Genomic DNA, 19,557 nt, shown 5'->3' on the forward strand with positions numbered 1-19,557 from the left:
AAAGACAGTCCAAGCCACCTAACGGTGGCTCGGAACACTACAAAAGTGACATTTTCTCGGACGAGTTAAGGTGACATTTTCTCAGACGTTTGACACATAAAATTTGCTTAAACTTTTTTGTCATTCAAAAAAATTTAATAATGATAAGCGCAGCCGAGCTCCTGAAGCACTTTCAGCGCCCGGTTCATGTCTTCCTCTTCGCGGAAGGTCAGTCTGAGCACTCCCGGTGCATCCAGCCGATTCTCCAAAATATGAATGTTGCTCAGGTTAATACGATGATTGCCCAATTGCGTGGTAATCTTGCCGATGATGCCCGGCTTGTCCGGTACATCCACATACACATCGTACATTGAAGTGATCATGCCCTTCCGTCTTTCCGGAAGCTCTCCGCGAAACCGGTTGGCGTCCAGGAATTCACGTTCGATCCCAGGCCCGTCCCCGGCTTCCAGGAGTTGAATGAATCGCTCGATGTGCCCGTTCCAATCCTGCAGCAGCTTAAGCAGCACATCCCGATTGTGAATCAGAATATCCCGCCAGATAATCGGCTCGCTGGAAGCGATCCGCGTAATGTCGCGGAAGCCGCCGGCGGCCAACAAACGGTACAGCCCGTTGGATTCGTTATATTGAGCCACTTGATTGACGAGAGCTACAGCAATGATATGCGGCAGATGGCTGACCGCTCCGACAATATCGTCATGCAGAGCCGGTTCCATCCTGATGATCTGCGCTTTGGTCCGGCTCAGCAGCTCACTCAATTTCCCGTAAGCTTCTTCAGGCGTATCCGCGGCCGGAGTCAGCACATAGTACGCATTCTCAAACAAATGGGAGGTCGCAGCCTCCACACCCGATTTCTCCTTGCCGGCCATCGGATGCCCGCCGATAAAATGAACGTCCTTGAGCTTCAGCCGATCCGCGCAGGCCATGATGGACTGCTTGGTGCTGCCGACATCGCTGATGATGCAGCCCGGTTTCAAAGGGAGGGCGCTGATCTTCAGCAGGTAATCTTCCAGCAAGCCTACGGGAAGGCAAAGAAAAATGAAGTCGGCATCCTTAACGGCTTCTTCCATTGAGGTTGTCGCTTCATCGACAACGTTTCTTTTCAAGTATTTTTCAACCGACTTCGGATTGCCGGAATGCCCGACAATCCGTACTCCCGGAGTTTCCTTCAAGCATAGGGCCAATGATCCGCCGATCAGGCCTACGCCAAAAATTGCAATCTTCATAGTTCACACTCATTTATCCATTAATTTCTGTTGCTGCAATCTGCACTTCATTCAACACTTCTTCGAGCGCCTGAATAAATTTGCTGTTCTGCTCCGGTGTGCCGACAGTTACCCGGATGGATGTAGGGAAATCCAGCTGATGTCCGCCTCTGACAATGATTCCTCTCCCCAGCAGTCCTTCAAACACCGATTTGGCCGGTCTATGCACGTTCACCATGATGAAATTTCCGTAAGCGGGATATGCGGACAAGCCCAACCGTTCAAATTCGCCGGTCAAATAATCGATGCCTTTGGCATTTTCCTCCCGGCAACGGGTGATAAACGCCTGGTCTTTAATCGCTGCCATCGCAGCCGCCTGAGCGTACCTTGTCGTATTGAACGGCTCCCGGACCTGGTTGATGGAATGAATGACGTCCGGATGGCCGATGCCGAATCCGATGCGCAGCGACGCCAATCCGTAAATTTTGGAAAACGTGCGCAAAAGCACCACATTATCATGCTCCCGAAGAAGCTTCAGGGAATTGGAATTGTCCTCCGTTGCCGTATATTCGATATACGCCTCATCCAGCACCACAAGCACCCGGTCGGGAACCTGCTCCAAAAACCGTTTGAGCTCTTGCTGGCTCACCATTGTCCCGGTCGGATTGTTCGGATTGCAGATCCAGATGATTTTCGTTTTTTCATTGACCCGCTCCAGCATCCCCTGAAGGTCGTGCGTACCTTCCGCCAAAGGCACCTCGATGCATACGCCCCCTTCGATTTCCACGTTATGTTTGTACTGGGGAAACGTATGCGAGGCCATGATCGTTTCGTCGCCTTTGACCAGGAACGCTCTGGCAATCATCAAAATCACTTCATCGGAACCCGCGCCGAAAATGATTTGATTCTTTGAAACATCCAAGTGTTCGCTCACCGCCTGCGTCAATTCCACCGCGCCGCCGTCCGGATAAATATGCGTTTGCTCCAATTGTCCGAGAATGGCTTCGCGCACCAGCGGCGAGCAGCCGTAAGGATTTTCGTTGGAGGCCAGCTTGATAATTTCCTTCAAACCCAGCTCGCGTTTGACTTCCTCAATCGGTTTGCCCGGCTGGTACACCGGCAGATGGACGATATTTGCTTTCGGTTGGACCACACTGATCACCTCGAGATTTGATGGGGATTCCCTTTGATTTGCGCGACAAATTCACGGATTTGCGATAGGCCCTCCGCTTTCGTTTCCGGTTTGGACAAGAGCGGGAGGGTATCCTCGATTTTGCGGACGATGGCGCTTCCCACGATAACTCCGTCGCACAGCGCAGAAAAATATTGGAAATGTTCGTGGCTCGAAATACCGAACCCAACCGCCACCGGCAAAGAAGAAGCCTGTTTGACCGTCTCGATGAACTCTTCCACATTTGCTGCGAATTGCGACCGAACGCCCGTAACTCCCAGCGATGAAACACAATAAATGAATCCTGCCGCACGGGCGGAAATTTTTTGAATCCTCTCTTTGGAGGTCGGCGCCACCAGCGGGATCAGATGAATATTAAACTTCTCCGACAGCGCCCGCATCGCCCCGTCCTCTTCCACAGGCAAATCCGGAATGATGATACCGCTGATGTCATTCTCCTGCAGCATTTCAAAAAAACGTTCGAGTCCGAGCTGCAGAACAGGATTATAATAAGTGAACAAGATGAAAGGCAGCTTTATGTTTCTTTTCCGCGCTGCTTTGGCCGATCGGATACTGTCGACGATCGTTACCCGCCCTCCGCTGAGCGCTCTTTGCGAGGCCCGTTGGATAACGGGACCGTCGGCAAGCGGATCGGAATACGGAACCCCAAGTTCGATCAGGTCGGCGCCGGCCAGTTCCAGCTGTTCGATAATGTCCAAGGACGTGCTCAAGTCCGGATCGCCCACTGTTACAAATGGGATTAACGCCGTCGCCTGCCGCTTCCGCAGATCCGCGAACACTTCATCAATCCGGTTCATTCCGCTTCCCCCCCAAGATATCCCATGATCGCTTCCACATCTTTGTCGCCGCGGCCGGACAGGCTGACGACAATGATCTGGTCTTTGGACAACTGCGGCGCCAGTTTGATCGTATGTGCGATCGCGTGCGCGCTTTCCAGAGCGGGGATAATGCCTTCCGTCCTGCTCAACAGCTGCAGGGCCTCAAGCGCTTCCTGATCGGTGGCCGGAACGTATTCGGCACGCTTGCTGTCCCTGAGATAGGCATGCTCGGGGCCGATCCCCGGATAATCCAAGCCCGCGGAAATGGAATGCGCGGGCAGCACCTGGCCGAATTCATCCTGTAGCAAATAACTCATCGAGCCTTGAAAAACGCCCTCTTTGCCTTTGGTCAAGGTCGCCGCATGCTCATCCGTATCGACGCCTTTGCCGGCTGCTTCCACTCCGATCAGACGTACGGATGCATCCTCGACAAACGGATAAAAAATCCCGATCGCGTTGCTGCCACCCCCCACACAGGCGATGACCGCGTCCGGCAATCGGCCTTGCGTCTCAAGAATCTGCCGTCTCGACTCATCCCCGATAATCCGCTGAAAATCCCGCACCATCATCGGATACGGATGCGGTCCGACTGCCGAACCGAGAATATAGAACGTGTCATCGACATGGCTGACCCAGTAGCGAAGCGTTTCGTTGCCCGCATCCTTCAGCGTCCTGGTGCCCGATGTTACCGGGATCACCTCCGCGCCAAGCAGCTGCATGCGGAACACGTTCAGCTTCTGCCGCATCGTGTCTTGCTCCCCCATGAACACCTTGCATTCGAGACCGAGCAAAGCCGCCACTGTCGCCGTTGCCACGCCATGCTGACCTGCGCCGGTTTCGGCGATCACCTTCTTTTTGCCCATCCGCTTGGCCAATACGCCCTGCCCGATCGTGTTGTTGATTTTATGCGCGCCCGTATGGTTCAAATCCTCGCGTTTTAAATATATTTTGGCGCCGCCCAGCCTCGAAGTCAACCGCTCCGCATAATACAGCGGCGTCGGGCGCCCGGCGTACTGATTCAGCAAGTACCGCACTTCACGCTGAAACTCTTCGTCCTGCGCATACCGCCGATACGCTTCCTCCAGCTCGATCAGCGCATTCATCAGTGTTTCCGGGACATATCTGCCGCCGAATCTGCCGAACCGTCCAAGGGCGTCAGGCACTGCTTTATTCATGAGTTTTCACCCTCTCAAGGAAGCTTCGTATTTTTTGGATATCTTTTACGCCTTCCGTCTCCACCCCGCTGGATACATCTACGCCTTCGGGATGGTATGCTGTGATCAATTCGCCTACGTTGTCGGCGTTCAAGCCGCCTGCGACGAAAAGCGGAATCCCCATACTCTGCGTTTGTCGATGGTATTCCGAGATTTTTTCCCAGGCGAACGTTCTGCCGGTTCCGCCTTCAAGCACCGGATCGCAGGTATCCAGGAACACCCCGTCGATCCTCCCGCGAAAGGGCTCCAATTCCCGATGGCCCCCGGTTCCCGCGTCATCGGCGGAAACACTGAATACCTTAAACACCCTCACGTTAAATTGGTCCCGAACCAGCCTGCAAAATTCCGGGGTTTCCCTGCCGTGAAGCTGGACGCAATCAAGCGGCGCTTCCCCCAGCGTACGTTCGAGCTGTTCGAGATCAGGATCGACGAACACGCCGACGCTTTGCGGAGGCGAAGCGTCCCAGCGTCCGAGAATGCCGAGCATCTCGCCGGCCTGGCACGGAGAAACCTGCCTTCTGCTTTTCGCAAAAACAAAACCGATATAGTCTATCGGTAAGTTTATCATAGATTCTATCATTCCGACCGATGTCAGTCCACAAATTTTTACCGCCGTTTTTCCCATCTCAGGACACTCCCCCGACAGCTGAAAACCCCATCAGATCGTGAACCGCGCGGCCGATATCCGCCTGCCGCATGAAATGCTCTCCGACGAGCACGGCGCCGGCTCCTAGGGAAGAGAGGTATGCGATTTGCTCCGCTGTGGAAATCCCGCTTTCGCTGACGACGATCCGGTCCTTCGGAATATCGCGAATCAGATTTTCGGTTGTTTTCAAATCGGTAACAAAGCTTTTCAGATCCCGGTTGTTGATGCCGAGCAGGGCAACATCCATTTCCAGAACGCGCTCCAATTCCTCCCTGTCATGCACCTCTACTAGCGCATCCAAGCCCAAATCCTTCGCAATGCCGAGAAACTCGCGCAACTGCTCATCGGATAAAATCGCCGCGATCAGCAGAATCGCATCTGCGCCGATCTGTCTGGCTTCATAGATCTGGCGGTAGTCAATCGTGAAATCCTTGCGCAGAACCGGCACGTCAACCGCTTCCCGCACCCGGCGCAAATAGTCATTGGAGCCTTGAAAATACGTCGCGTCGGTCAATACGGAGATGCAGTCGGTTTGGGCGCCCGCATAGGACCGGGCAATCTCGACGGGATCGAAATCGGAGCGGATCAGCCCTTTGGAGGGCGATGCCTTCTTGACTTCGGCAATCAATCCCATCGGACGACGCCTGCCTTCGCCCAATGCCTTGGCAAAGCCGCGGGCGGGCGGCAATCCGGCGAGCTCCTTTTCCAAGCTCTGCAGGGAGAAGCCTTCCTTCAGTTGTTCAACTTCCGCTCTTTTGGTCGCGACGATTCTGTCAAGAAACATGGCTGATCGCTCCTGTAAATTTAATCAGATCCTGAAGCTTTTCATAGGCTTTGCCGGAATCAATGAGATCGGCCGCGATCTTCACGCCTTCCTGCAGCGTCTTGCATTTTCCGGCAAGATAAAAGCTTGCTGCGGCATTGGCCAGCACGATATCCCTATACGCTCCCCGCTCGCCCTTTAAAATCCGCCGTATAATTTCGGCATTCTCTTCCGGAGTACCGCCCGCCACTTCCGACAGCGGATGCTGGCGAAGTCCAAAATCGTCGGGCGTGATATCGAACGTGCGAATTTTCCCCTCATTCAGCTCAGTGATCTGGGTCGGCGCGGAAATGCTGATTTCATCCAAGCCGTCATGGCTTGAAACGACAAACGCCCGTTTGATTTGCAGTTCATGCAGCACCATCGTGACGATCTCCGTTTTGCTGCGGTCGAATACGCCGAGCAGCTGACGGTCGGCGCCGGCCGGGTTCGTCAAGGGTCCAAGGATATTAAACACGGTGCGCACGCCAAGCTCCTTGCGGGGGCCGGCCGCATGCTTGAGCGACTGATGATGCAGCTGCGCAAACATAAAGCCGATACCCACGCTGTCCAGGCATTCGGCAACCTGCGCGCTGTTCAACCCGATGTTCACGCCGAGCGCTTCCAGCACATCCGCGCTGCCGCTTTTGCTGGATGCGGCCCGATTGCCGTGCTTTGCCACCCGGATCCCCCCGGCAGCCACAACGATCGCGGTCGCCGTGGAAATATTGAACGTGTTCGACCCGTCGCCGCCGGTCCCTACTATATCAATCAGGCCGTCCCGCTCCGTTTCCACACGGTCGCATTTGCTTCTCATTGCGTCCGCCAGTCCGGCGATTTCATCGATCGTTTCCTCCTTCATCATCAACGCGGTCGCGATGCTGCCGATCTGCGCCGGGGTGGCATGGCCCTCCAGTATATCATTCATTAAGTCGCTGGCCTGCGCGCGCGTCAAATTTTCCCGTTTGACCAGCTTGGCAATCACCTGTTTGATTGTCAGTTTCCCGTTTTCCATTTTTTCGAGCTCCTCTCTTCAGCTTATTTCCCTTCTACCGCCTGCGGTACCGCCGTCATAAGAAAAACTTCTACCGAGGCCAATTCAAGATAAGTGACCGCTTTTAAAGGTAGGTTTTTATGCCAATAAAAATTTGTCTTTCCGAGAGCCGAAAACGTATAATTCTTACGTGGTAAAATAATCCTGATTGATGCTTCCATACCCCACCAATTGCTCTGCTTTCCGCTCCGGCTGCTCTTCCCGGAACATCCGTTCAGCCATCCGGATCGATTTGAGCAGAGCCTTCGCCTTGTTTACCGTCTCTTCGTATTCCCGTTCGGGCACGGAATCGAAGACGATTCCCGCACCAGCTTGCACATAGGCTCTGCCTCCCTTAAAGATGATCGTGCGGATCGTGATGCACGAGTCGGAATTTCCGGAAAACCCGAGATAGCCGATCGCCCCCGCATAGGCTCCCCTCGCCTCGTTTTCCAGCTCGGCGATAATCTCCATGGCCCTCAGCTTTGGCGCGCCCGACACGGTACCTGCAGGCAAGCAGGAAATGAACGCATCGAAAAAGTCTTTGTCCGGGCGAAGCTTACCGGATACGTTGGATACGATGTGCATGACGTGGGAATAGCGTTCGATCTGCATGTATGCGTCGCAGTGCACCGATCCGAATTGCGACACCCGGCCGATGTCGTTCCGTCCGAGATCCACCAGCATCACGTGCTCCGCGCGCTCTTTTTCATCCGCCAGCAGATCCTTTTCCAATTCCAAATCTTCTTCGGGAGTTTTCCCTCTCGGCCGCGTGCCGGCGATCGGCCGCGTTTCCACCTTATCCCCGTCAACCTTGACCAGCGCTTCCGGCGAAGTGCCGACGATCACCTCATCGTCCATCTTCAAGTAATACATATAGGGAGAAGGATTCATCACCCGCAGGATCCGATACACGTACAACGGTGAAATATCCGTTTCGATGTCGAAGCGCTGAGACAGCACGACCTGAAAAATATCCCCGGCTTGGATATACTCCTTGGCCTTGACCACATTATCCATATACTGTTCCTTGGTCAAATTGGAATGGATGCCGTCGATCTCAACATCTGCAGGAAAAGCAATATGGCCAAGTCCCTCGGCATGGGCGGCAGGCCGCTTCAGCTTCTCCATCGTCCGTTCGATTTTGGCGCACGCCCGCGCGTATTCCTCGCCAATTTCCCGATCCGTCGCGTGCGGACGAATATGCACGTTGGCGATCACTTTAATCTGCTGCTTGAAGTGATCAAAGACGATGACCTGGTCGCAGAACATGAACTGCAGGTCATTCATGTTCAGATCGTCCACGCGGTGTGCCGGAAGCTTCTCATAATACTGCAGCAGATCGTATCCGAAAAAACCGATGGCCCCGCCCGTAAACGGCGGAAGATCGGGTATCGAAGGACTTGAGTAGGCTCGCAGATAGGCTTTCAGGGTTTCGATCGGCCGATCATCGACGACCTCCACGCCATGCTCCGATTCGATTTCCATTCGCCCGTTTTTGCCGCGGACCATCAGGAACGGATCCGTGCCGATAAACGAATACCTGGCCCATTTGGCTCCCCCCTCCACACTTTCCAGCAAAAAAGCGCGGGGCTCGCGAAAAAAATGTTGGAATACGCGGATCGGCGTCTCCGTATCCGCCATGAAATGACGCACGACGGGAATCAGATTGTGATGTTTGGCCAAGCGTATGACCTCGTTTAATTCCGGTGTGTACATGCAGCACCACTCCTCGCAGGTTTCTTCTATAAATCGTGACGAAATAAAAAACCTCTACCGCAAAGTAGAGGCGATGAAATATGATTATAGATAAGCGCATGCAAAAATAATACCGGATCGGGCAAAAATCCCCGTCCTACATCCAATGCTCAGCTCATCTCATCTAATCTCATCTCAACTTTACTAACTCAACTATACACGAAAAAACGGGGAAGCGTCAACCTTAACTCCTTCCAATCTCATCGAATTTCAGCATTTGGGCCCTGCGGCCAGATCGGGACGCAGCGATTTCGCTTCATTCAAATACACATGAATCATTTCATCCTGATTTTTTTCCGTATTGACCATAACCATCAGCCTGATGCAGCGTGAAAGACTGTTCTCTACGGGAATCTCCACCGAGCACATCAGCGGAACCAGTTCCCATCCCGGCAGCTGACGGATCGCCCTGGCCGGAAATGTCGATTTCAAGTCCTGGGTTACTGTAATAAATACGCTTCCAATCATATCCGGTTGAATCCCGTTCACCTGTATGATTTCATTCAACATTTCCGCAGTGGCCTGCAGGATTTCCGGTTCTTCGTCTTTCGTCACGGTCGTTGCCCCGCGAATTCCCCTCAAGAACATCCCCGTTTACGCCTCCTTCTTCAGTTGTTCAATCGTTTCTCTCACCCAATCTGCGGGAATATTGCCGCGGATTTCAACCTTCCCGATGTCTGCAGGGATCACAAACACCATGGTGCCTTCCTTGAATTTCTTGTCATGCATCATCGCCCGCATGATCGCTTCCGTATCCATATGCTCCGGTATGCTTACGGGCAGACGGAATTTCTGGAGCAGCTTTTTGGTTTCGGTATAGATATATTCCGGATTTCCCATTCTGACCGACAGAATCGCGGCGCCTACCATACCGATGGAAATCGCCTCACCATGCAGCAGCTCCTGGTACTTCGCCACCGCCTCCAGCGCATGGCCGATCGTATGGCCCAAATTCAGAACGGCGCGCAGCCCGCTTTCCCGTTCATCCTGCGAAACGACAAGCGATTTGATCCGGCAGCCCTCATACAGGGCATGCTGAAGCGCCGCCTGCTGCAAATTCAGCAACTCCTCCGAATGCTCCCCGCACCATGCGACAAACTCCCTATCCCAGATCAGCCCATGCTTGACCACTTCCGAAAGACCGGCGCGGACTTCGCGCTCCGGCAGCGACTTCAGCGTCGCCGTATCGTAAACCACCATCTGAGGCTGGTGAAATGCGCCGATGATGTTTTTGGCAAGGCGGTGGTTGACGGCAACCTTACCGCCGACGCTGCTGTCATGGGCGAGAACGGTCGTCGGAATCTGTACAAACCGCACTCCGCGCATATAGCTCGCCGCCGAAAAACCGGCCAAATCGCCGACGACGCCGCCGCCCAACGCGATGATCGTGGAATTGCGGTCCAAACCGCCTTGCAGCGCAGCAGTGATCACTTGTTCGAACACTTCCAGCGACTTGGACTGCTCGCCGGCAGGAACGACCGTATGCAGAACCTTATAGCCGCCCGTTTCCAGCAGTCCGGTCAATCGGTCGAGATAATGCGGCGCCACGAGATTGTCCGTAACGATCAAAAGCGGCGAGCCCTTCGGGATGCCCCGGCGTTTGAACAATTCGACGATATCCTCCAGGATATTTTCCCCGATGTAAATCGGATAAGAGCGAGCCTCCCCCAAATCGACGCTCAATTCCCTCATCATCAATACCTCTCCAGCTGGGCCAAATAATGTTCGTAATTCGCCCTGATTTCTTCAATGGAATCGCCGCCGAATTTCTCCATAAAGGCAACTGCGATTTCCCAAGCCACCACGTTCTCCATCACGACGCTGGCAGCCGGCACGGCGCAAGCATCGGAGCGTTCGACCTGAGCCGAGAACGGCTCCTTCGAATCGATGTCCACGCTCTGGAGCGGTTTGTAAAGCGTCGGAATCGGTTTCATCACGCCTCTGACGATGATCGGCTCGCCGGTTGTCATGCCTCCCTCAAAGCCGCCCAAACGATTCGTCCTTCGGTAGAATCCTTGTTCCTTCGAATACAAAATTTCATCATGCACCTGCGACCCGGGAAGCCTGGCCATATCAAAGCCGATGCCGTATTCCACGGCTTTGAAGGCATTTATTGAAATCACCGCTTGAGCAATTCTGCCGTCCAGCTTCCGGTCCCATTGAACGTGGCTGCCCAATCCGGCCGGAACGCCTTCGACGATGCATTCCACAATTCCGCCGATCGAGTCGCCGTCCTGTTTGATCTCATCAATGTGCGCCATCATTTGCTGCTCGGCTCGTTTGTCCGTCACCCGAACGGGCGATTCTTCCGTCAGACGGTTGATTTCATCAATCGGCAGATCGCGCCGCTGCGCCTCCACCTTGCCGATCCGGATGACTTGACCCGCGATCTTGATTCCAAATTCGCCCAAAAGCTGCCGTGCCACCGCACCGACTGCCACCCTGGCCGCGGTTTCCCTTGCGCTTGAACGCTCAAGCACATTTCGCAAATCCTTGAGGTTGTACTTCAAGCCTCCGTTCAAATCGGCATGGCCCGGGCGCGGACGGTGCACTCTTCGCTTATCCTCGTCACTGCCCTCGATCGGCTCGATATTCATAACGGTCGTCCAGTGCTTCCAATCCTTATTCTCTATAACCAAGGCGATCGGAGCTCCGGTCGTCTTTCCGTGACGAACGCCCCCGACCACACTAGCCGTATCCTGTTCAATCTGCATGCGTCTTCCGCGGCCGTACCCTTTTTGCCTGCGCTGAAGCTGATTGTTGACTTCCTCAAAGGAAAACCTCATGTTGCTGGGCATGCCCTCGATAATCGCGGTCAGCTGGGGACCATGCGTTTCCCCTGCCGTTAAAAATCTCATCTATGATTCCTCCTCATCTTTCTCCACAATCCGTCCGCAGACTGATCAATATCCGCATCAGCACTTTAGCGCTTTTATGCACTCCAATATCATGTGCTCATTATAGTACAGCGGCAGTCGTTTGACAAGAAAACAAAAAACACGTTACGGGACGAAAAGCCTCAGCAACGTGTACGTTCACAGCGGATCGATTCCATTCACCGTCTCCTCAACCGTTAACCGGCTTTTTCTCGACGTTAACAGGCAGAGCCTCCGTAAATTGCGGATCATTCATCATGCTCATAATCTGCACCGAATCGATACCCAAAATTTGGGCGCATTCCTGAATCGTGATAAATCCTCTGCGATAAGCGGTGATTACCTTTCTTTTGTCCATTGCCCATCCCTCCAAAACTACAAGTACCCTTAGTATTGGAAGTTATGGAAGATGTTATACGTTTGACCTAGGCATCGCGATGAACCAACTTCCACTAATCGGGGCCAAAGATCAATTAAAGCGTTTGATACTTTGTCTCCAAAAGTCGAACTAGTTTCATCGCGAGCCCTCACTGAATCTTTTTCCGGTAAAAAAACGTGTCAGCCTGCTCCAAGCCGTAATTGGCCGGAGAAAAGATTTGCTCCGTGCTGCCGACGAACAAAATCCCCCCCGGCTTAAGCGCTTTGGAAAACTTATGAAAAAGATTCACTTTGGCTTCTTCCGTAAAATAGATCAGCACATTCCGGCAGATGATCAGATCGAAGTCGCTGTCAAACGGATCGTTCAACAAATTTCCTTTTTTGAAGGTTACCGCATTTTTGAGCATGTCTATCACGGAGAATGTGCCGTTATTCTCCACAAAGTAGTGATTTCTGTAGCGCGGAGGTACATCCCGGACGGCCCGGTCGATATACACGCCCCTGCGCGCTTTTTCCAGCGCCCCGTCGTCAATATCGGTTGCGGTGATTCGGGTGTCTCCAAGCGCTTTCAGTTCAGCCAAAATCATCGCAAGCGTATAGGGTTCCTCACCGGTGGAGCAGGCGGCGCTCCAACACTTGAGACGGCGGTTGCGCCGCAGAAGATCAGGAATGAGCGTTTGCTCCACCACCTGCCACCGGTTCGGATTCCTCCAAAATTCCGAAACGTTGATCGTCATCCGATCCAAAAATTCGTAATACAATTCCCGGTCCTTCATCATGGCGTCGAAAAAAGCGGCAAAGGTGGAATACCCCTTTTTTTGCCGAAGCGTGGTCAGCCTTCGCTTCATTTGCGCTTCCTTGTACTGCGCCAGATCAATGCCCGCGGTTTCTTTCACTCGTTTGATGAAGTGAAGAAAATCCAGATCCAGATCTCCCAACTTAAAATCGCCCTCCAAGTTCCATAATACGGTTGCGAAGCTTAACCGGTTCATCCTTGCAAGCGGGGCGGCTTCCTGCAGGGGCATCCGATATTGGCCGGCAGTTAAATCCAGCGCTGGATCGTTCTTTGGTAGGAGAGCATTTCTTCAGGAGCGAAGAAATTGGCTATTTCCCTCTCCGCGCTTTCCGGAGAATCGGATCCATGAATGATATTCATCCCCGTATGTACTGCATAATCTCCGCGAATCGTGCCGGGCATAGCATCGGCCGGATTCGTTTTGCCCATCATCTGGCGGGCGGTTGCAATCACATTATCTCCTTGCCAAACCATCGCAAAGGCCGGACCGGAAGTGAAAAAATCCACCAATTCGCCGAAGAACGGCTTTTCCTTGTGCTCTGCATAGTGCAATTCCGCTTTTTCTCTCGATATCAGCATCAGCTTGCAGGCGATCATTTGAAAGCCTTTTTGCTCGAAGCGTTTGACGATATCTCCAATCAGACCTCTTTGGACACCGTCGGGTTTGATCAGCAAGAATGTTTTTTCCATTTAAATTCCCTCCAAGATTATATGTAAATTTTTTTGGAAAACAAAAGAGTACGGTTTTTCAACAATAATGTAAATTTTTTGGGAAAACAGATTAAGAAACGGTGAACAAATGGGATGTATGTTAGGCATCGCGATGAAATAACTTCCACTAAATTGGTGGCAAAGATCGATGAAACCGCTTGAACCTTTGCCGCCAAAAGTGGAACTAATTTCATCGCGAGCCCTCAGTAGCTGCGGCTTCCGACAAAATGGGCAATTTCTACCAGGCTTTTTTTCGCTTTGCCATCGCTCAATCCGGCAATGGCCCCTACCGCTTTGCGAATATATTTGGCAGCCAATTGGTCGGATTGGCGAATTCCGCCGCTTTGGCGAACCATTTCCAGCAGCGCTCCGGCATCGGCTTGTCCTTCCGACTGCCGGATCCGTTCGATTTCCCGCAGAATATTCTGCTTCAGACCGGACTCGCGAATGGCCAAAATCACCGGCAAGGTGATATTCCCTTGCTTGACGTCGCTGCCCGGCGGCTTGCCCAATTGCCGTTCGTTTCCGGTCAGATCAAGAATATCGTCACGGATTTGGAAGGCCATTCCGACATTGTAGCCGTATGAATAGAGTCCGTTGACAACCGATTCGGATGCGCCTGCCGCCATAGCTCCCAGCTTGCAGCTGATGGCGATCAACAAGGCGGTTTTTCTGCGGATTCTCAAAAGATAGTCGCGCACCGTCTGATCCGTTCGAAAAAAATAACGGATCTGCTCGATCTCCCCGATGCACATTTCCACAATCGCTTTGGACAGCGAGCGGTGAATTTCCGCCTCTCCCAGCTGGCTGATCACGGTCAAAGCTTTGGCAAATATATAATCGCCTGTATACATGGCAATCCGGTTGTCCCATTTGGATTTTACCGTCAGTTCCCCTCGACGGGTATCCGCATCGTCGATGACGTCATCGTGCACCAGCGTAGCCATATGAATAAGCTCGAGCGCAACGGCCACCTTGCTCAAACGTTCAAGATCATACTCGCCGAATTGCCCGGACAAGAGGACGAAAACAGGGCGAATTCGTTTGCCCCCCGCTTTGAGCAAATGGATCGAAGTCTCCGTGAGGAATGGATGATCCGATTGAACGGTCTGCTCAAGCGCCCGCTCGATAAAAGCAATATCCTGTTTAAAACTGGAATATATGTCCAATAATTTCATTCTTCCACCTATACGCACTTTTTATGATTCCATATCCTTATCGGCACTTCCTGCCGGAGCAGTCCGAGTTCGCACGCATACTGGTAATACAAACTCAAGCCCTGCCACTGATCGGTTCCGAAATCATAGCAAAGATTGGCAAAATAGTGCTCCCAGTAGCTGTATGTACCGCCGATGTTTTTCTGAGCCGCAAGGATCATATCCTTGGGGTGCTTCAGCCCTTTTTGCTTGCTTTCCAGAAAAGCGTCAAACACCCTTCCGACCATCCCCGGATGCCGTTCAACCGTATCTTTGCGGATAGCCCATACGGCAAAAGACATCCAATGACCCGTTAATCGATTCCACATTTCCCCGAGATCCAATACGTCGTAATCCTTATTTGCCCAGTTTGCCCGAATTGCATCATCGCCAATCAGCAAAGCCCCGTCGGCATCGGCGAGCATTGTTTGGAGCGAGGGTTTTGCATAAAAATAAGCGGGAGCACCCTGGTAAAATTTATTGAGGATGATTTTAAGCAGATTGACGGATGTCGCCGAGGTTGTCGGGAGAGCGATTCTGCCCTGAAGCAAACGCTCAAACGGTTTTTGGTAAAACAACAGGATCGAGTTGACTTTGCCGAACGAGCTTACGGATAAATCGGGAAACAGCATATAATCCGCAAAATTTTCTCCGTACGCGAAGGAAGAAATCGGACCCATGTCCACCTCGCCCGAAGCAATGGCCCGATTCAGCTCGGTGGGCACCTGCCTCACCAACTCCACGCTGCCCTCCAAGTGCTCGATCGGAAAGTAATAAAAGATCGGCCATACGTTGGTATAATCGATTTCTCCGATCCTCAACAAATTATCCCGGATTGCCATCGATGATCTCCCATCTGGTCCTAAAGTTCAGATTGCATCACCTGTCACCATTTGTGCAGCACAAGCAGATCAAACAGGGTAAATGCGAAAACAACAACGCTGAGCACGCCGTTCATCGTAAAAAAAGCGGTATTGAGCCTGGACAGATCATTCGGCGAAACGAGACGATGCTCATAGAACAAAATGCCGCTGGCGACAATCGCCCCGATCAAGTAAACCCAGCTCAAATCGGTGATCAACAGCATCACGATCAGGCCCACAGCGGTTGCCGCATGAAAGCCCCTGGCAATCCAAAGCGCCTTTGAAATCCCGAAGCGCTGGGGAATGGACTTGATGCCGTTTTGCTTATCGAAGCCGATGTCCTGACAGGCATAGATTACATCAAATCCGGCTGTCCAGAAGGCAACGGTCAAATAAAAGATAATCGCCGTCCAGTCAACGATTCCGGTTGCCGCGACCCAGCCTCCCAGCGGAGCCAAGCCGATCGTCAAGCCGAGAAACACATGGCACAACCAAGTAAACCTTTTGGTATAGGAATAGCCGACCAGCATCACAACGGCGATCGGCAGCAGCTTCATGGCCAGCGGATTCAACCGGGAAGCGGCGACAAACAGCAGAATAAATGAAATAACAATAAATACTGCAACCTCAACGGAGGAGAGCAAACCGGCCGGCAGTGCGCGGCCGCTTGTGCGCGGATTCTTTTTATCAATTTTCTTGTCAATCAAGCGGTTCAGGCCCATGGCTGCGCTTCTGGCTCCGACCATGGCCAGGATGATCCAGCCGATTGTGCTCCAACCGGGCAGCCGATGCAGCTCGACGACCGAACCGAGCACCGCTCCCATGAATGCGAAAGGAAGCGCAAAAATCGTATGTTCAAATTTTATCATTTCCAAAAATATTTTAATTTTTTGAAGCTTCATGCTTATTTCCCCTTCTCACCGATATGCAAAGCGGCGACCCCTCCCGTGAGCGGATAGACCTCCACGCGTTCCAGACCGACATCCTTGAAAATTTGCGCCAGTTCCCGATGATCCGGGAACTGCGCCAGCGATTCGGGAAGCCATTTGTATTGCTCGTATTTTTGGGCCACGATTTTGCCGATAAATGGCAAAATACGTTGAAAGTAGAAATAGTAAATCGATTTGAATGGCTCCCGAACAGGCTTGGACAGCTCCAGACAAACTACTTTGCCGCCGGGCTTTACCACCCGCCGCATCTCGCTGAGCACCCTTCCGATATCCGGAACGTTGCGCAGGCCGAAACCGATCGTGGCATAATCGAATTGATTATCTTCAAAGGGAAGATCCATCGCATTTCCGCAGACCAACTGGACTTGGCCGTTTAACCCGAGCTTATCCAGCTTTTGACGACCGATCTCCAGCATATTTTCACTGAAATCCAATCCGACGATTCGTCCCTGTCGGCTCTCCTGCGCCAGATTGACAGTCCAATCGCAGGTTCCGCAGCAAATGTCCGCAGCCGTATCTCCCGGTTGGACATTCATCTTCTTCATGGTGAATTTCCGCCAAGCCCTATGCCTGCGAAAGCTGAGCAAATCATTCATCATATCATATTTATTGGCAATGCTCTCAAAAACGGAGTGAACAAACTGTTCTTTGGAATTCGTTCGATCCATGACGAAGTGTCACCTCAAATTTCTTGAAGACTTCCCATATCAGTCTCACAGGCACTCGGCAGATAAAGAAAACGGCACACTGAAGCGTCCTTGAAAAATTCACAATAATGGTTTGTGCTGGGATGAAATTCTGCAACGGATGTGATTTTCAAGGGAGAACGGCAGGTTTGGTCAGATGCCGCATGAAAGACATGCCGAGCTCGCGCAATTCACGGATAATTCGCTCGGAATCGAAACGTTCGATCTTATCGAACAGTGAATTTAATTGCTGTTCCAGCTTCAAACTTAGTTGGGGCAGAATTTCGTATTTCGAAACGAGTTCCGAAAACGAGCTGTCGTCGGAAGGGCCATCCATAAGCCGCCGTTTTTCTTCTTCCGGGGCGCGTTGAATAATGTGCCAATATCCCCAGCTCCCGGCGAACGAATCCAGCTTGCGGGCACGCTTCATTTCCTGCGCAAGCACCTCGCACCGGGTGAGGTCGTCAAGCACCTCGGGCCATACCGTGCTGCGGGAGTCGTCCACAAACCGGACCATGGATAAATACAGTTCCATGTTTATTTTGACCATATGCTGAATATATTCCTCAGCGGTCATTTGCAGCTGTTTAACCAGCAGATAAAAGTTCATTTTCAAACGGTTCACTTCACAAATCGCTTGGGACAGATGAAAGATCATATCGATTCTTCCGGCCTGGGAGAGCAGCTGATAAAACCTGCCGCTGAAATAATCGCCCGCGAGCACCTTCAACTGCTTGGACCTCACCGCTTCCGGTTCGGAACCGTCACCGGCCGCATTCTGGACAAGCTCATGCGTATCCAGTCCCATCTGAACCAGCGACGTGACCAATGCAGCCAGTTCATTGTGTTCTTTCGATTCCGTTTCTTTATCGAGAAAAAGATACAGAAGCCTGGTTCTGAGATCCGGATATTCGGGAAGAACGGTATGGGATTGTATCATGTCGTAATCGGTATATTTTAGTACCATCTCGCGTATCCGATATTCCATCCTGTCAAGCCTCCGAGCCTTTTATACGGGTTGTCAATTGTTAGCCCAAACCATTATAACATAAGCGATTGCAATTCGCACTCCTTCGGAAATGTGAATTGTTCATACGTCTGTCCTGAAAATTCGCCGCGTCTATGCCGGATACTTATTTTTCCAATTTTGCGTATAGGTCAGGATAGCATGCTGCCGCAAATATTGCTCAGCCGTATCGGGATCAAATTTCCCCGGTAAGGGGAGTCCGGACCGCATGCTTTCTTTTCTCGCGTCCATGGCAATCAGCAGTTGCCCGCTGCCGGAACCTTGCGCATTTGTATCAAGCACTCTGACCATCACCTGTTCTACGTTCCTCGTTTCCAACAAACCCGAACCCGCCAGAACGTACAAGTCATGATAAACATCCGCATGCCCGGCTTCTCCCGATACGGACAGGTCGACGGATAATATGGAGTGGCTCAAATCCACCTTGCGGATCGTCAAGCGAAGCGGAAGTCGCTGCATGAAATCGACGATATTGCCATCGCTCAGGCTGTACTGTCCGGACAACCGGAATACCTCTTCCGCCACTTTCGAGCTGTCAATCTCCAGTTGAGGCAAAAAAGACAGGAACATTGCGATTCCGATTGAAACAATCGATGTCAAGATCAAACGGACCAACCACTTCATCGGACCACCCCGCTTGAAAATTCACTTCCGCAAAAAAACTCAAGGAAGCTTCAGATTGTCATTTTCACGGCATCGAGGGTTCATGAAAATGCAATTGAGTTCTTAACACCATTGTACAACGAAAAAATGCAGGCTATGCCTGCAGAATCCAAATGCCTCTTAATCTTCCGTATCGATCATCCCGTGCTTGGTATAGATCAGCGCTTTGCCCCGAATCTTGATGGCCGAGGTATGATCCGTAAATTGGGCGATCATCACTTCGCCTTTGTCAAGCTTCTCCGTGTGGTGAAAGCGGGTGTCGTGCCCTCTGGTCAAACCGATGACGTTTACGCCGCTATCCTTGGCTTTGATCACGATATAATCGCCGTTCATATGATCGGTCATCTCATTTCCTCCCGGTGCAGCCTGCTATATAACAATATGTACTGCGCTTTTTTTCATCATGCCTAAAAATCAACGGCATGTCAACCGCTTTAGACATGAACAGGTCAAAAGGAAAAGACACCGGATTGACGGTGCCTCTACCATGGTCGGATTGACTGGATTCGAACCAGCGACCTCTGCCACCCCAAGACAGCGCTCTAACCAAGCTGAGCTACAACCCGAAAGAATTTAGCAATCTGAAACAGAAGCGTTTTTGATTCTAATGCATTTTTGTGAAAATGTCAAACAGTAATTTTTTCCTTTGTCAAACGTCTGAGAAAATGTCACCTTAACTCGTCCGAGAAAATGTCACTTTTGTAGTGTTCCGAGCCACCGTTAGGTGGCTTGGACTGTCTTTGAAT

The 19,557-nt window shown here is 51.9% G+C and carries 21 protein-coding genes and 1 tRNA gene; all 22 read right to left on the reverse strand.

The genetic code is table 11. The annotated features are described in order from the left end of the window. Positions 1-134 precede the first annotated feature (134 nt). The 22 genes from VF724_RS19685 to VF724_RS19790 all read right to left on the reverse strand — a co-directional run bounded on the left by VF724_RS19685 (position 135) and on the right by VF724_RS19790 (position 19,377). Entirely contained in the window at positions 135-1,223 is a 1,089-nt protein-coding gene (locus VF724_RS19685; RefSeq protein ID WP_371755938.1) for a prephenate dehydrogenase, read from the reverse strand. A gap of 13 nt (positions 1,224-1,236) precedes the next feature. Then, positions 1,237-2,355 (reverse strand): histidinol-phosphate transaminase, encoded by a 1,119-nt coding sequence (hisC, locus tag VF724_RS19690; protein WP_371755939.1) that lies wholly within the window; start codon positions 2,353-2,355, stop codon positions 1,237-1,239. Positions 2,356-2,360: 5 nt separating this feature from the next. Next, complete coding sequence (gene trpA / locus VF724_RS19695; protein WP_371755940.1) at positions 2,361-3,191, reverse strand: tryptophan synthase subunit alpha; 831 nt, start codon at positions 3,189-3,191, stop codon at positions 2,361-2,363. Beyond that, positions 3,188-4,387: a tryptophan synthase subunit beta gene (trpB, locus tag VF724_RS19700; protein WP_371755941.1), complete on the reverse strand. Its 1,200-nt coding sequence runs from the start codon at positions 4,385-4,387 to the stop codon at positions 3,188-3,190. The genes trpA and trpB overlap by 4 nt, the downstream gene beginning before the upstream one ends. Further along, entirely contained in the window at positions 4,380-5,051 is a 672-nt protein-coding gene (locus tag VF724_RS19705) for a phosphoribosylanthranilate isomerase (protein ID WP_371755942.1), read from the reverse strand. The genes trpB and VF724_RS19705 overlap by 8 nt, the downstream gene beginning before the upstream one ends. Before the next feature lies 1 nt (position 5,052). Next, positions 5,053-5,856 (reverse strand): indole-3-glycerol phosphate synthase TrpC, encoded by an 804-nt coding sequence (gene trpC / locus VF724_RS19710; RefSeq protein ID WP_371755943.1) that lies wholly within the window; start codon positions 5,854-5,856, stop codon positions 5,053-5,055. Continuing rightward, positions 5,846-6,889: an anthranilate phosphoribosyltransferase gene (gene trpD / locus VF724_RS19715; protein WP_371755944.1), complete on the reverse strand. Its 1,044-nt coding sequence runs from the start codon at positions 6,887-6,889 to the stop codon at positions 5,846-5,848. The genes trpC and trpD overlap by 11 nt, the downstream gene beginning before the upstream one ends. A gap of 165 nt (positions 6,890-7,054) precedes the next feature. Next, entirely contained in the window at positions 7,055-8,626 is a 1,572-nt protein-coding gene (gene trpE / locus VF724_RS19720; RefSeq protein WP_371755945.1) for an anthranilate synthase component I, read from the reverse strand. A gap of 249 nt (positions 8,627-8,875) precedes the next feature. Then, complete coding sequence (gene aroH / locus VF724_RS19725; RefSeq protein WP_371755946.1) at positions 8,876-9,253, reverse strand: chorismate mutase; 378 nt, start codon at positions 9,251-9,253, stop codon at positions 8,876-8,878. A 6-nt stretch (positions 9,254-9,259) separates the two neighbouring features. Continuing rightward, positions 9,260-10,360: a 3-dehydroquinate synthase gene (gene aroB / locus VF724_RS19730; RefSeq protein WP_371755947.1), complete on the reverse strand. Its 1,101-nt coding sequence runs from the start codon at positions 10,358-10,360 to the stop codon at positions 9,260-9,262. Continuing rightward, positions 10,360-11,523, reverse strand: coding sequence for a chorismate synthase (gene aroC / locus VF724_RS19735; RefSeq protein ID WP_371755948.1), 1,164 nt, complete (start codon positions 11,521-11,523; stop codon positions 10,360-10,362). Before aroC ends, aroB begins: the two co-directional genes overlap by 1 nt. A 208-nt stretch (positions 11,524-11,731) precedes the next feature. Beyond that, positions 11,732-11,899, reverse strand: coding sequence for a hypothetical protein (locus VF724_RS19740; protein WP_371755949.1), 168 nt, complete (start codon positions 11,897-11,899; stop codon positions 11,732-11,734). A gap of 169 nt (positions 11,900-12,068) precedes the next feature. Then, entirely contained in the window at positions 12,069-12,911 is an 843-nt protein-coding gene (locus VF724_RS19745) for a CheR family methyltransferase (RefSeq protein WP_371755958.1), read from the reverse strand. Positions 12,912-12,961: 50 nt separating this feature from the next. Beyond that, positions 12,962-13,405, reverse strand: a complete 444-nt coding sequence (gene ndk, locus VF724_RS19750; RefSeq protein ID WP_371755950.1) for a nucleoside-diphosphate kinase — start codon at positions 13,403-13,405, stop codon at positions 12,962-12,964. A 224-nt stretch (positions 13,406-13,629) separates the two neighbouring features. Continuing rightward, on the reverse strand, positions 13,630-14,604 hold the full coding sequence (locus tag VF724_RS19755) for a polyprenyl synthetase family protein (protein WP_371755951.1): 975 nt from the start codon (positions 14,602-14,604) through the stop codon (positions 13,630-13,632). An 8-nt stretch (positions 14,605-14,612) separates the two neighbouring features. Continuing rightward, positions 14,613-15,464 carry a menaquinone biosynthesis protein gene (locus VF724_RS19760; protein WP_371755952.1) on the reverse strand — a complete coding sequence of 284 codons (852 nt, stop codon included), beginning with the start codon at positions 15,462-15,464 and terminating at the stop codon, positions 14,613-14,615. A 44-nt stretch (positions 15,465-15,508) separates the two neighbouring features. Then, positions 15,509-16,387, reverse strand: a complete 879-nt coding sequence (locus tag VF724_RS19765) for a UbiA-like polyprenyltransferase (protein ID WP_371755953.1) — start codon at positions 16,385-16,387, stop codon at positions 15,509-15,511. Between the two features lie 2 nt (positions 16,388-16,389). Beyond that, positions 16,390-17,103, reverse strand: coding sequence for a demethylmenaquinone methyltransferase (locus VF724_RS19770; RefSeq protein WP_371755954.1), 714 nt, complete (start codon positions 17,101-17,103; stop codon positions 16,390-16,392). 148 nt (positions 17,104-17,251) lie between these two features. Next, entirely contained in the window at positions 17,252-18,109 is an 858-nt protein-coding gene (locus VF724_RS19775; RefSeq protein ID WP_371755955.1) for a heptaprenyl diphosphate synthase component 1, read from the reverse strand. 132 nt (positions 18,110-18,241) lie between these two features. After that, the gene (locus VF724_RS19780) at positions 18,242-18,772 is read right to left on the reverse strand and encodes a hypothetical protein (protein WP_371755956.1); all 531 of its coding nucleotides are present in this window, start codon (positions 18,770-18,772) and stop codon (positions 18,242-18,244) included. Between the two features lie 159 nt (positions 18,773-18,931). Next, on the reverse strand, positions 18,932-19,156 hold the full coding sequence (gene mtrB, locus VF724_RS19785; RefSeq protein WP_371755957.1) for a trp RNA-binding attenuation protein MtrB: 225 nt from the start codon (positions 19,154-19,156) through the stop codon (positions 18,932-18,934). A 143-nt stretch (positions 19,157-19,299) separates the two neighbouring features. Continuing rightward, positions 19,300-19,377: transfer RNA gene (locus tag VF724_RS19790), tRNA-Pro, on the reverse strand. Between the last annotated feature and the right edge of the window lie 180 nt (positions 19,378-19,557).

This window comes from Ferviditalea candida (assembly GCF_035282765.1).
Taxonomy (GTDB): Bacteria; Bacillota; Bacilli; order Paenibacillales; family KCTC-25726; genus Ferviditalea; species Ferviditalea candida.